Source organism: Collinsella sp. zg1085, assembly GCF_018889955.1.
Classification (GTDB): domain Bacteria; phylum Actinomycetota; class Coriobacteriia; order Coriobacteriales; family Coriobacteriaceae; genus Collinsella.
The window spans coordinates 1382810-1396100 of record NZ_CP076545.1; the positions used below are offsets into that span (position 1 = coordinate 1382810).

A 13291-nucleotide genomic window follows, 5' to 3' on the forward strand; every position below is an offset into this window, starting at 1 on the left:
TTTAGCTACTTACCACGTATACGCTTAGCAATACGATCTGACAATGAAATCTTTTCTGCACGGTCTTTGCCCCAAAATAAAACCGCAACCATACCGGCTCCTACGTGCGCACCAATGGTTGGGCCTACTGAACCGCGTAAAATAGTTAAATCAGCGCAACCATCTTCTTTGCGAAGGGCTGCTTCAAGCCAATCAGCGTCTTTTTCTGCATCTGATGACACCACAGCCATAGGCATGCTGCGGTCGAGCACATAGTTTTCCTTAAAAAGTGCCAACAACGCCTTCAAGGCCTTTTTGCGACCCCGATTAACACCTATCAGCGACAAAGAGCCTGCTAAATCAAAGCTCAGCACAGGCTTAATATCAAGCTTGCTTGAAAGCTGCGCCGCGGCAGGTGGAATGCGGCCACCTTGCGCCAAGGCATCAAGGCTCTCAAGCGTAAAATAGCCATGAATATAGGTTTTTGCCTCATCTGCCCATGCAGCAAGCTCACGAGCGGTTAAGCCCGCTGAGCGCTGGCGAACTGCCTCTAGTGCCAAGAGCCCACCGCAGGCGCAAGGCAGGGCATTATCAACCACATACAGTTCAAAATCGGGGTGATGCCGGCGTACCTCATCTGCTGCACGACAAGCCGAGTCAAAGCTTGAAGATAGGGCACTTGTAAAACACAGATAAACCGTTGGCGTGCCTTCCTGTGCGCATTGCTCAAAAAACTCAAGGTAGCGCCCAAGCGAAACCGCAGAGGTTGAGGCTTTTGCACCAGCGCGCAAGCGGTTATAAAACTCATGCGGCGTTGTTGTTGTCCATAAATCGTCGATATACTCAACCCCATCTAAGATGTAGGGAAAACCCAAAATATCAACGTCTAGGGTTCCTGCTATTTCTGGGGTCAAATCAGCACAGGTATCGACCACAATACGACAACGACCGTGGGGTCTGTTTGCCTGCGTGGTATTACTCATGTATAACTCCCACATATCCTAATAAAAGATGACGGCCATCTATAGAGACAGCCGTCATCAACGTCGTGCCTATAATCTATTTTACTCGTCAAGCGTCTCAATTTTTGGCTTGATAATGCCATATCCACCATTCTTACGGTGATAGACCACATTGATTAAACCAGTGGTTGCATTTTCAAAGACATAAAAGTCATGACCCAAAAGGTCAGTCTGCACGAGAGCCTGCTCTTCGGTCATAGGTGAAATCTCAATAATCTTCTCACGAACAAGCTGGTCATCTTCATCTTCTGGCAGCAATAAATCGGCTAAATCTTCAACCCGCTCAGCAGGCAGTGCCTGTGCTACCGAAGCTGCGCTTTGACGGTTATCGATAACCTTGGTCTTAAACTTGCGCATTTGACGGCTAATCTTATCGGCTGCTGCGTCAATTGCCGCATACATATCAGAACCGTGCTCCGCTACACGAATAACCGAACCACGCACTCGAACCGTTGCCTCAACAATAGCTGGCTCAGGATTTGAAGGATTTTTCTCGTAGCGCAAAACAACATCGACCGTCATAGGGTCGATGTCAAAGACCTTGCAGGCCTCGCCAATCTTTTCTTGTACATGCGCGTGCAAAGCGTCGGTTACGGTAGTCTTGCGACCTGAAACCTTGATATCCATACCGACTCCAATCTATCCGGGGATACTACCAAGCACGATAGCTTGTTAGGCTTCTTCTACCCCATTCTCACATTATCTGACCCCAGATAGTGTGTGAACCGGACAGACGGCATATGAGCTAACGTTTACCGACTAGGACTTGACAGATTGGAAGGTGTTGCGCTCACCTGTGTCAAACTTTGCTGAGAGCTATTGGAATTGGTAATCATAATGCCGTTGACCAGCGACTCATTGAGCGTACGTGGCAGCGCTCCATACCAAGCCTGATAAATTGCATCAATCGTGCCATCTGATTCAAGCGCCGAAAGCGCCTGTGAAACCTGAGCAATAAGCTCAGAGGAGCCCGTGCGAGCAGCAAAACCCAAAATCTCAGCCGACCCAAGGGTTCCAACAAAATGCATATCTTCAAAGGTTCGAGCTATAAAAGCACCCGCATCAGCACGACAAAGCGCATAGCTTGCCCGCCCCTCAGCAACGGCCTTAAATGCATCGTTAATATTGGTCACTATAACCTCATCAGCGACAATGCCTGTCTTTGTAAGAGCATCTTGTGCAGCAGAACCGCCTTGAACCGCAATGCTCGCGCCTTGTAGCTGAGCGGCGCCTACAGAGCTATTCTGACCCTTTTTTGCAAACAGTGCTGGTGCATCTTGCAAAATTGAAGACGTTACCACCGCTGTTGTGTATCTGCCAGTTGCAGACGCACCCAAATAGATGTCTGGACCGCCACTCAAGCCGGCTTTATCCGGAGAGCTTCCCGGCATAAACGACGCTTTGAGCCCCAGCTTTTTTGCTAGAGCCAAGCCAAGGTCAACATAATAGCCTGTCAGTTTGCCTTGTGAATCGGTTGCAACTTGTGGCGCATCATTTGCAGGAATCCCTATGGTTAAGACCTTATCTGTTGCAAGTGTTGGCGCTTTTAACTTAGCACGTACCGTATCGGCGGGCACCTCTGAACGAGCTGGTGTAAGAAGCGCACAACCGCTCAGGCCACTCACGCTCAGGAAAACAAGCACTACCCCGAGCAGATACTGAGCTTTATAGCGGCGCAGGTCTAACATATGGCTCCTCTTCACCGTAATTTTCATAAAGTTCCCCCCAGCTGACCTGGTCTTTGACCCCACACTAGCGCACTGGGACGTTTGCTTGAGCCACCGCAGTGACCTCACGACTAATCCGCTCGCCTGGAAGACGTCGGTCGTCTCCAAAGGAAAAGCAGGCGGTACGACTTACTTCTAGGACGCGCCATGATCGCTTATGTGCGCACACACAAGCTTACGTGGATCCCTTAGGCCGCGTCTGCCTTGGACTAGGACACAAAAATATGTGTCTGCAACCACAGCCTGGTGGGAACGATGGAGAGTATAGCAGCTACCCCGGCTCATACTCAAAGCATTACGCATGTGTAAGACTTCATTGCCCCTCAAAACCGTATGTACACCCGGCAATCGGAGGCTCTTATGTGCAAAGCTACACAAGTCCCACACCTCGCAACAGGCAAACATCGCTGGCTTGAGCGCTCAGTCAAGCATGTACTTGAAGCTCTCTCACCTATGCGCTGTGTTGCCTGCGAACAACCCGGGAGCCTCTTGTGTAATGCCTGCTGCTCGAAACTTATTCCTATTGAATCTGCTGGTGCCTGCCCATATTGTGGAGCCCCAGCCGGAGCACTTCTCTGCACCGAATGCCGCGGAGTTGCTGGCGTATGCGAGCGCGTATTGGCTGCAGTAACGTTTGAAGGAGTGGCAGCGCGTCTTGTAAAAGCTTACAAAGATGAAGGAGAGCGCCCAGCTGCTGAGCTTATTGCTGGTTTTATGTATGACGCGCTTGAACAAGCCGCAGCTCACAAGTCTCATGCTTGGAACCAGTATCTTGCGCGCTGCAACGCACTGAGTTTTGTACCAGCAACGCGCGTGGCCTATGCTCGGCGTGGCTTTGACCATATGGAAGCTATTGCAACCTGGATTTGTCACTACAGCAATCTTGAGCTTGCCGACACGCTTATCAAGCTGAGCCGAGGCGACCAGCGCATGCGCAATCGAGCAGAGCGACTTGCTCCAGGCACGCAAAACTTCAAAGTTGAACACTCTGTAGAAAACCAGCATATCTTGCTGATTGATGATGTCTTAACTACCGGAGCTACCCTTAACCGTGCAGCGCAATGCCTTATTGATGCAGGAGCAGCATCAGTTGTTGGTCTTGTATTTGCCCGCGTTTGGTAGAAATGAGCCCGCGTGAGTTAGCCTTACACGCGCATTTTTTAGCCATGTTGCCACGTTTCTCAGCCATGCAAACTTTACCGCCAGAACAAGCATCGAACGCTTGGTTGAGAGAAATTGCAAGCGCTTCCTAGCTACTCAGCATTCCGCGTAATATGCTTGCGCGGGCGGCGACGGCGAGAGACACGCTCAGCTGCCTCGCCTCCATTGCCTTCTTGCCCGCGAGCTGCTGATACTGTTGTATGCTGCCCGCCACCATCGCCCGGACGACGGCGCACCAACCGTACCGCGCCATCTGCTACCTGTTCAGCAACTGAGGGAACTGCTGGCTTGCGCGGGGGCATATCTCCTGATGGAACTTGGGATTGCCTAGTATGGTGGCGACGCTGACGCTGCGTCTTTACGCCGCTCTCCTCCCGCGAACTATCGTGCTCTCGTGCGGCTGCCGCGCGAAATGCTTCGTTGCGCTCATCTGCTGACAGATGCCGACGGCGACGACGAGGCGCTTCGCCTTGCTCAAAAGCCATCTGCTGCGATGAGCGCGTGGAGCCAAACGCGCGCTCAGATTGATATGGAAGCGTCGTATCAGCAGCTTTTTGCCGACGTCGGGCGCGCGGAGCTAAAGGGGCTTCGCTTGTTGTAGTCTGAGCCTTGCGGGTGGGTGTTGCCGAATTTGTCGCGAATTTGTCCTGCTCAAAAGCAACACGGCGAGCAGCGGCCCTTGGAGTAGGACCGGCACTTGCTATACGGTCTGAGTGGTCGAGACCTGCGCCCATATCAACGCCATTTTGGCGGTCGAGCTCAGCTAGGGCGAGCTGGATTTCAGGCGACTCAATCTTGTCCATAATATCGCGCGTAACGCAATTTGGACGACACGCTCCCCCACAAGCGCGTCCTTGCTCACCAGACTCAAAGCTCTGCGATGCCTTGTGGCAGCCACAAGCATGTGACGCATCGTGAGCATCTGAGTAAACCATATCGGATAGGTCTACGCGAAAAACACGACCCGTTTCTAGGCGCAAAATAAGCTGTTCGCGCGGGGTGTTGTACTCCTGAATACGAGCTTTTCCAAGCGGTGTATCGATAAGCGTATTTCTTTTTGGCGCACGATGCTTAAAGTCTTTATACGCCTCAAACTCATAGCGCAAACAGCACATCAAGCGACCGCACATGCCTGAGATTTTAGATGAATTGAGGGGCAGGTCTTGCTCTTTTGCCATGCGGATAGACACCGGCTCAAACTGACCCCCAAAACGCGCACAGCACAATTCTTGCCCACAAGTTGCGTAGCCGCCAGCAATACGTGTTTCATCGCGCACGCCAATTTGGCGCATATCAATACGCACATGAAAAACGCCTGCTAAATCGCGTACCAGCTGTCGAAAATCCACGCGGTCTTCGGCTGAAAAATAAAACACTGCCTTCTCATCGCCATGCAAATACTCAACTGCCACCGCCTTCATCTCAAGCTGATTTTGTTTAATCAAACGCCTAAACTCAGGCATAGCCTCTTCTGCAAGACGAGCATGCTTATCGGCAAGCATGAGGTCGTGCTCTGTTGCAACGCGAAGAACCGGCTTTAGAGGTGCTGCTAACTCATTAAAACTTACCTCAAACGGATTTGCCGTCACCAGGCCAAACTCAGTGCCACGCTCAGTTGAGCACACCACAAAATCTGCCTGAACAATATCTACACCAGCCGGGTCAAACCACAACTCATGAGCGGCATAAGGAAACTTCACCGGAACGACTATGGGCATCTGAGCCTCTTCCTCATATCAAAAAGCATTACCTCAAGGGCAAGCTGCGGTGTCACATTATGCGCCATATGCTGTTCAGCCTGCGCAACCGCATCGAGTGCGTGAAGTACACCCTGCAAACGTACCTGCATACACAAGGCTTCCAACATAGGACTTGCATCGGTATTGACTATGCTATCCGAAACTCCTTCAATCTGCATCAATGCATCGCGCAAAACTGAACGGGCTACACCAATAAGCTCCATAATACCTGAACGCACAAGGGCGCTTCGCTCACGCTTGTGTCGGTCTTCAAGCTGCTTGAGAGCTCCGCGGCTCAAGTAATCGGAGTGCTCCTCACGCATTGCCTTTTGTGCAGCCTCAAGAGAGGAGACGGTCTCTGAACCAGCCTCAGCAAGCCGAGCAGCATAATCAAGCAAAGCATCTTCTGGAGCCGTGAGCAGCTCATCTAATACCTTTAGCATAAGCTGCCGTGCTGCTTGTCGCTCAGGTGAGCGTAGGTATTCTTCGGCTTGGGCAACATTGCCCGTGAGCGTATACGCAATCCGACACTGCTCAGGCGTGGCACCGGTTTTGTGTACAAGCTCAGCATAGGAATGCTCAGGGTCAAGCACGCGAAACGGAACACACTGGCACCTAGAAACAATGGTTTCTAGCATAGCCTCAACATGAGAAGCCAAAAGAATAAACACGACCCCCTGAGGAGGTTCTTCTAAGGTTTTAAGCAGCGCGTTTGCAGTATTTGCGCGTAGTTGCTCAGCACAGTCAATGATATATACCTTGGCCTGTCCCCGAATAGGGGCAAGCGCCACCTCTTCAAGCAGAGCGCGGGTCTGCGCAATGAGATAGCCGGTTGAGCTCTCTGGCTCAATGAGATGCACATCAGGGTGAGTATGACGCTGCACACGCTGACACGCATCGCATGCTCCACAAGCCTCTCCCTCTATGGTAGATGATTCCCCTTCGCAGAGAAGCGCCTCTGCAAGAGCCCATGCGGCTTCACGCCTGCCTGACCCGGGTGCCCCTACAAACAGATACGCTTGGCTTAAGCGCTGCGTCGCCACAGCTTGCATAAGAAAACGCTGCACCTGAGGCTGCCGCTCAAACTGTGATAACAGGCTCGCCATGCTAGAGGCCTACCCGTTCTGCCACCAACGTAAGAACACGCTCAAATACCTCATCAACAGTTCCTGTTGCGTCAACAAGCTTTACACGCGCAGAATCCGCCTCAGCAATTGCTCGAAAGCCTGCCGCAACTCGCTGCTGATAGCCAAGGCCTTTTGCCTCAATGCGATCTGATGTCCCTCGAGCCTGACTTCTCGCTGCCGCACACTCAGGTGAAAGGTCAAACACGAGAGTTACATCTGGATGACAATTACCTGCAGCTAGCTGATTGGCAAGCTGTACCTGCGCCACATCAAGACCACCTGCATAAGCTTGATAGGCAGTTGTGGAGTCATAAAAGCGGTCGCACAGCACAACCTTTCCTGCATCAAGCGCTGGTGCAATCAGCTCATGCACCAACTGAGCACGTGCTGCCTCATACAGCAACAGTTCACAGACCGTACTCATCTCAGCGTGTTTATTATCGAGCACCAGCGCGCGAATCTGCTCCGAGATGGCAGTACCACCCGGTTCGCGCAAACACAAACAATCGATGCCCGCCTCTTCTAAATGACGAGCAACGCGAGCAATCTGCGTTGACTTACCGCAGCCATCTATACCTTCAAAACTAATAAACGCCGATGGCATGAATCTCCATTCCAAACGCTGTCTGCGCCAAGTTTTCTCACAACACGCTACTCATATCATAGCGCCTATTGGGTCAAGCTCACATAAACAACCCTGATACACCAGCTGCCATAGGCAAACGCTTATTCATCCTGCAAGTTCTCATCTGCATGGCTATGCATAATGTAGATGCATTCGTCTTGGTGCCTATGCATATTAGAGAGCACGTCCATATAGCTTGGTATAGTGCGCCAAACGCTGAGTTAACTCAGCAGTGATGTAGTCTGGACGCGCACGCCAGCGCCAATTATTGCCAAGTGTTGCGGGTGTGTTGGTGCGCGCTTCACTTCCTAACTCAAGTAAATCTTGCATCTGCACGACAGCTATATCTGCAGGGGATGCCCAGATGCCACGCATCAAGCCCCATACCTCGCCTTCAGCATCGGTCAGCTTAAGATAGTCCTTTGCAAAAGCCACATCAGCAGGGTTTGCGGTTTTCAACCAACCACGTGCGGTGTCGTTATCGTGCGTACCAACATAGGCTACTGAGTTGGTGGGATAGCGATGAGGAAGATAGCTATTATTGCTACCACTACCTGCATCAAAGGCGAAGGCTAAGACTTTCATACCGGGATAGCCCGAATCGGCAAGGAGCTGTAGAGCAGAGGGGGTTAAATACCCTAAATCTTCAGCGATGATAGGAAGCTCACCAAGAGCTTCTTTCATACGATTGAAAAACTCAATGCCTGGGCCTGTGCGCCACGCACCGCACGTAGCATCAGCGCTTCCAGCCGGAATGGCATAGTAAGAATCAAAACCTCTAAAGTGGTCAATGCGCACCATGTCATACAGACGCATCTGAAATGCAATGCGCCGTATCCACCAAGCATAGCCCTCAGTTTTCATATAATCCCAGCGATACAGCGGGTTTCCCCAGAGCTGACCTGTTGCAGAAAACGCATCAGGCGGACAACCAGCAACATCAATGGGATGCAAATCATCATCTAAATAAAACTGCTCGGGCGAGGCCCACACATCAGCACTGTCTTCTGCCACATATATAGGCAAATCACCAAATAGCTGAATACCAAGGCTTTGCGCATATGATTTAAGCGCACTCCACTGGGTGAAAAAGAGATACTGTATCCCCTTCCAGTGGATTATGTCATTGTGTAAAAGCTGCTGTACCTCGGCGAGTGCTTGAGCATCGCGCAGACGATAGGCGTCAGGCCACGCCGACCAGGGTGCCCCCTGAAAGCGACCTTTGAGCGCCATAAAGAGAGCATAATCATCAAGCCAGCTAGCTTGGTCTGCACAAAAAGTAGCAAACTCGGTAGCAGCTTGGACACGCAATCGGTCAACCGCACGAGCAAGCACGCCCAAACGTAGTTCATACAGCCGTCCGTAATCTACGCACGTTGGGTCACTACCCCATGGCAAACTCTCATACTCACGGGGAAGCAGCAGACTCTGAGCTGTTAGGTCATCAAAATCAATGAGATAGGGGTTACCCGCAAGCGATGAAAATGGCTGATACGGTGAGTCTCCATACCCGGTAGGACCTACCGGCAGCACTTGCCAGATTGTTTGCTTTGCCTCATGGAGAAAGCGGAGAAACGCACGTGCTTCTGCACCCATGGTTCCAACACCATAGCGCGAGGGCAAGGATGTTACCGGCATTAAAACACCAGCTTGGCGCATGTATTCTCCTTACTGTATCTGCCTATATATACCTACTCAACATGACAGAACAAACTAGCTTTTAGCCGAGCTTTTCTTTGTTGAAGTCTTTTTTGTTGAGGGCTTTTTTGCAGCAGATGTTTTGCTCGTGCGCTTGGCACCTGGCTTTTTTGCACTCGTTTTGGTGCGCGGTGCTTTCTTTTCTTTTGTAGGGCAATCCATATTGACGCAGATACGCCAGGGGCCGCGCGCTGTCTCAACAATGACCTCCGGCGCGCCGCAGCTTGCACACACCTCACCGGTTGCCTCAAGCTTGCCGCGTGCGGGCAAGGGGTAGGAGACTCCACACTCATCATAATTGCTACAGCGGATAAAACGCTTGCCTGAGCGCTCGGACTTATGTGCAATCAAATCTCCGGAGCGACCTGCCTCGGCACAAACCTTGCACTCGCCTACCTTCAAATCGGGCTCAAAATTGGTGGGGCAACTAGGATTCACACACTGCTCGTAAGCCTTACTCCGGAAGGGCTTGCACTTGATGCGCGGTGCTGCACACTCAGGACAAACGCCTGCCTCGCCCTCAAGGGGCTCAACCTTAACACCTGAAGGAACCGGATATGTTACATCACAATCAGGCCAGCCCATGCAGCCAATAAAGCTACCTCGCGTCTTAGCGCTTGTTTTCATGACAAGGTCTTTACCGCAGCTCGGACAGGTGCCCACCTTAGCATCAGCGGTTACTGCATCAGAAATGGCGCTGCCTAAGTCTTCGGTATGCTCAATCAAAGTATCTAGCATACCGGCCAAGAGTGCCCGCGAGTGGTCTACAACGTGCGTCTGACTATCTTTACCCTCAGCAACCTGTGTCATATCTGCATCAAGCTCAGCAGTCATCTCAGGCGTAGTTATGCGCGGTGCAAACTCAGAAAGTGCGTCCACAATTGCCATACCCAGCTGACTTGGCTCAATGGGGTCATTTTTTAGATAGCGCACCGAATATAAGCGCTCAATAATACTTGCCCGCGTTGACTTGGTGCCGAGCCCACGCTTTTCCATTTCCTGCACGAGACGACCTTGCGAATAACGGGCAGGCGGCTCGGTTTGCTTGGCTTCAAGCGTGAGGTCGCTCACCATAACCAGCTCACCTTCAGAAAGTGGTGGCAACTGCTCGTCGCGCTTAAGACCATACGGATAAGCCTCACGAAAACCAGCATCAATCAAAACATCGCCTGACGCACTAAAGGGTTCACCTTCAATATCAAGTGACAGCTTAGTATTTTCTATAGTTGCAGGACCCATCAGCGTTGCTAAGAAACGACGTGCAATAAGCTGGTAGAGCTTCTTTTGACCGCCATCTAGGCTCTCAGGATTGCCTTGCCCGGTTGGATGAATGGGCGGATGGTCGGTGGTTTCGGTCTTGCCACGCGTTGGCTTCATAGGACCTGCCAGTACCTTTTTGCAAACCGGTGCCAAACTTGGGTTGTTCTTGGCAAGCCCTTCTACAATGCCTGCTAAATCAAGCGAGCGTGGATAAACCGTATTGTCAACGCGGGGATAAGAAATAAGACCGCTCATGTAGAGGCTCTCGGCGATGCGCATCGTACGAGCAGGACTTATGCCCTCAGCCGCAGCTGCTGCCTGAAGCGATGTAGTATTGAAAGGCGTTGGTGCCATCTGCTTGCGCGAGCGCTTATCCACCGCTACAACGCGTGCCTGCTTTGCGTGCTCAACCTGAGAAAAAGCGTGCTCAGCGAGAGCCTTGTCAGTAAAGCGCGCCGTAGCATGCGAAATCTTAAAATCTTGTTGCGTATGATGTGCCATGCCGCGAATTTGCCAGTAGTCCTCAGGAATAAAGGCAAGACGCTCGCGTTCCCGCTCAACAACTAAGGCCAAGGTAGGTGTTTGAACGCGCCCAGCTGAGCGCACGTTACCAAAGCCACCAAACTTGGCGAGTGTCAGATAACGTGTAAGAACCGCACCCCAAATGAGGTCGATATACTGACGGCTCTCACCTGCATCAGCCAAGTTTTGGTCAAGCTCAACAAGGTGGGCAAACGCTTCGGTTACCTCGCCTTTAATGAGCGCCGAATAGCGCGCACGCGCCACGGGTATATTGCCTGCCGCCTCACGAACCATCATAAGAGCGTCAGAGCCAATTAACTCGCCCTCGCGGTCAAAGTCAGTTGCTATGATGACTGAGTCGGACTTTTTAGCCAGATTTTTGAGAACACGAATGATTTCTTTTTCTGCAGGGTTTTTAACAATTGGAGCCCAGGTAAGATACGGCAGACTCTCAAGCTTCCAGCCTTTAATATTGATACCCTGTGCCAAAAAGGGTTTGCGCTTTGTGTCATACGGAGGACGCGCCAAACCGTCCGGCACATCTGCCGGCAGCATCTCGCCCTCCTCCGTCATGGAATACCAGCCCTGACGTTTATCAAATAACAACTCATCAGGAAAGTCTGGTGCCAAAATATGGCCCGCTAGACCCATTGAGACCCAGTCTTCACCAGCTACCGTAAAACGATACACCGGCGTGTTATATACCTTGTCAGATTTGGGCGCACCCGTCTCTGCCAAGAGCTGAGCTATCTTTTGCGCGGCAATATTCTTCTCTGCAATTACGAGCTTCAACGGATGTGCTCCTTCAAATCTGAGCTATGCTCGGCTTTATTCTGGGTTCATCAGTATACACGCCGCACACCCTCTGCCCAGAAAAAGCCCAAATCAAAAGCTGACTTACACCAACAATGAGGCACTAGCTTGATATGAAAAGCTTTCATCACACCGACTAACACGAAAACTCATTAAATCAATTGCCCAAGAGGCATACTTCACGCTAAGCAGTCACACACTTCCCACGCTGCAGAAAAACTTCCGCAAACTGAGATATAGAGAATCTATTCTCCAAGTATGTAGAGTTGAAGGCTTATGCGACAAAAAGAGTGGATAGACGCTAGCAGACCCTTGATGAGCAATATTCCGAAAGACAGATCTCCCACCCGCCTAGTAGATAGGAGATTTTCTTAAATCTTTAGGTCATTCAACTTAAAATCTAAACATATTCTGCAGACATTATTTTTAATAAACCAAAATGTTATTCATCATCTTCTAAAATATCCATAACGCCCTATCCCATCATAAGTTTCCCAACCATTTTCATCACTTGATACGCTAGCTTTATAATCGTTACTATGTTGAGCAACAAAATAATCTCTGTAATCACCAGGCTTAATGATTCCATTTCCTAGTGTTACTACTTATCCAACATAGCATAATACAAACGATTGTCCCAAATACAATTTCTGCAATAATGTTCAAAGACAAATTATTAGCAGTCTCGTGTTTAATACCCATAGAATCGAGTTTTGTTTTTAACTCGCGGGCAGAATGATATGGCATTGCAAATATGAGCTCCTCAAGTTCTTCCGTGTAATCAAGAGAGCTGCTGTCAATCTTCTTAACAATTTTCTCAACTTCAGTATTCTTTTCCTCATTTTCATATATGTCAAAAAACGATCGCATTTGCTCAAAACTTTCATTCCCCTCTCGATACCATTCAGGTTTATCAGAAAAATCAAGCACCGTAAGCATTCTACTTGCATAGTCTTTCCAGTTCACAGATGATAATTCCGCCAATCTAAACGTAGTCTGTATCACCTTAACCGCTTTATTGCCCTTTATATATTCAAGAGCAAGCTCGGGACTGTCGAACGTTGGATAAAGAGGTAAAATGGCTTTATCAAATGAAAGGCTTTCTTTTACAGAAAAAGAGCCTATATCTCCCATTGAAGCCACAGCTCTGATATCGCTACCATCAAAAGCTTGTTTTACTATGGACAGCTCAAATGCATATACTGGCGAGGCTATCAGTAGCATAAGTATGACAAACAAAGAAAGAAAGCGAAAAACTCTCATACTGTCATCTCCTTAATACATATGCTCTAGTGTAGCTCAAAACTGCGGGTTCTCATTAACATGTAAGGTTTACAACTATGCTTATCATATAAGCCAATAACATTATGTTGGTAGATGTGCCGCTCAATACCAAAGCGACTCATCTCTGGGTATTACCGTTATGCCCAAGCGACTGCTTGCGACATTTGCCACAAGCAAGCTTGTAGGCATTGCCCTTGAACAACCCATTTTCTCGACCGTAGGATTTGTCTACCTTGCCAAAGAAAAACTCAATCCTATAGCATTCGAGCTTATTGAGTATATTTGTAAGGAACTCACCAAGCCCGTGTAGATATTACAACCAACATCAGAGATG

General features: G+C 50.0%; 11 protein-coding genes. 2 read left to right on the plus strand and 9 right to left on the minus strand.

Features of this window, described 5'->3' with window-relative positions:
• Positions 1 to 5 precede the first annotated feature (5 nt).
• The 3 genes from KPC83_RS05885 to KPC83_RS05895 form a co-directional block, all read right to left on the minus strand.
• Positions 6 to 962, minus strand: a complete 957-nt coding sequence (locus KPC83_RS05885; protein ID WP_216278331.1) for a DegV family protein — start codon at positions 960 to 962, stop codon at positions 6 to 8.
• Positions 963 to 1043: 81 nt separating this feature from the next.
• On the minus strand, positions 1044 to 1628 hold the full coding sequence (gene hpf / locus KPC83_RS05890) for a ribosome hibernation-promoting factor, HPF/YfiA family (protein ID WP_216278332.1): 585 nt from the start codon (positions 1626 to 1628) through the stop codon (positions 1044 to 1046).
• A gap of 125 nt (positions 1629 to 1753) precedes the next feature.
• Complete coding sequence (locus KPC83_RS05895) at positions 1754 to 2689, minus strand: ABC transporter substrate-binding protein (protein WP_216278333.1); 936 nt, start codon at positions 2687 to 2689, stop codon at positions 1754 to 1756.
• Positions 2690 to 3088: 399 nt separating this feature from the next.
• Between KPC83_RS05895 and KPC83_RS05900 the strand changes: the two genes are divergently transcribed.
• Positions 3089 to 3850, plus strand: a complete 762-nt coding sequence (locus KPC83_RS05900) for a ComF family protein (RefSeq protein WP_216278334.1) — start codon at positions 3089 to 3091, stop codon at positions 3848 to 3850.
• Between the two features lie 131 nt (positions 3851 to 3981).
• On the opposite strand, the gene ricT is transcribed toward KPC83_RS05900, so the two are convergent.
• The 6 genes from ricT to KPC83_RS05930 form a co-directional block, all read right to left on the minus strand.
• Entirely contained in the window at positions 3982 to 5607 is a 1626-nt protein-coding gene (gene ricT, locus KPC83_RS05905; protein WP_216278335.1) for a regulatory iron-sulfur-containing complex subunit RicT, read from the minus strand.
• A complete protein-coding gene (gene holB, locus KPC83_RS05910; protein WP_216278336.1) occupies positions 5598 to 6734 on the minus strand; it encodes a DNA polymerase III subunit delta' in 1137 nt (378 codons plus the stop codon). Before holB ends, ricT begins: the two co-directional genes overlap by 10 nt.
• Position 6735: 1 nt before the next feature.
• Entirely contained in the window at positions 6736 to 7359 is a 624-nt protein-coding gene (gene tmk / locus KPC83_RS05915; RefSeq protein WP_216278337.1) for a dTMP kinase, read from the minus strand.
• A gap of 195 nt (positions 7360 to 7554) precedes the next feature.
• On the minus strand, positions 7555 to 9039 hold the full coding sequence (gene malQ / locus KPC83_RS05920; protein WP_216278338.1) for a 4-alpha-glucanotransferase: 1485 nt from the start codon (positions 9037 to 9039) through the stop codon (positions 7555 to 7557).
• Between the two features lie 54 nt (positions 9040 to 9093).
• On the minus strand, positions 9094 to 11652 hold the full coding sequence (locus tag KPC83_RS05925; protein ID WP_216278339.1) for a DNA topoisomerase I: 2559 nt from the start codon (positions 11650 to 11652) through the stop codon (positions 9094 to 9096).
• 597 nt (positions 11653 to 12249) lie between these two features.
• Entirely contained in the window at positions 12250 to 12936 is a 687-nt protein-coding gene (locus KPC83_RS05930; RefSeq protein WP_216278340.1) for a hypothetical protein, read from the minus strand.
• A 160-nt stretch (positions 12937 to 13096) separates the two neighbouring features.
• Here KPC83_RS05930 and KPC83_RS05935 point away from each other — a divergent pair, with 160 nt between their 5' ends.
• Positions 13097 to 13267: a hypothetical protein gene (locus KPC83_RS05935; protein ID WP_216278341.1), complete on the plus strand. Its 171-nt coding sequence runs from the start codon at positions 13097 to 13099 to the stop codon at positions 13265 to 13267.
• Positions 13268 to 13291 lie beyond the last annotated feature (24 nt).

What these genes read in the sequence shown, in the direction of transcription:
- tmk (WP_216278337.1), bottom strand. Translation starts at nt 7,359, where the DNA reads ATGCCATCGGCGTTTATTAGTTTTGAAGGTATAGATGGCTGCGGTAAG.
- holB (WP_216278336.1), bottom strand. Translation starts at nt 6,734, where the DNA reads ATGGCGAGCCTGTTATCACAGTTTGAGCGGCAGCCTCAGGTGCAGCGT.
- KPC83_RS05930 (WP_216278340.1), bottom strand. Translation starts at nt 12,936, where the DNA reads ATGAGAGTTTTTCGCTTTCTTTCTTTGTTTGTCATACTTATGCTACTG.
- KPC83_RS05935 (WP_216278341.1), top strand. Translation starts at nt 13,097, where the DNA reads ATGCCCAAGCGACTGCTTGCGACATTTGCCACAAGCAAGCTTGTAGGC.
- malQ (WP_216278338.1), bottom strand. Translation starts at nt 9,039, where the DNA reads ATGCGCCAAGCTGGTGTTTTAATGCCGGTAACATCCTTGCCCTCGCGC.
- KPC83_RS05895 (WP_216278333.1), bottom strand. Translation starts at nt 2,689, where the DNA reads ATGTTAGACCTGCGCCGCTATAAAGCTCAGTATCTGCTCGGGGTAGTG.
- hpf (WP_216278332.1), bottom strand. Translation starts at nt 1,628, where the DNA reads ATGGATATCAAGGTTTCAGGTCGCAAGACTACCGTAACCGACGCTTTG.
- KPC83_RS05885 (WP_216278331.1), bottom strand. Translation starts at nt 962, where the DNA reads ATGAGTAATACCACGCAGGCAAACAGACCCCACGGTCGTTGTCGTATT.
- KPC83_RS05900 (WP_216278334.1), top strand. Translation starts at nt 3,089, where the DNA reads ATGTGCAAAGCTACACAAGTCCCACACCTCGCAACAGGCAAACATCGC.
- ricT (WP_216278335.1), bottom strand. Translation starts at nt 5,607, where the DNA reads ATGCCCATAGTCGTTCCGGTGAAGTTTCCTTATGCCGCTCATGAGTTG.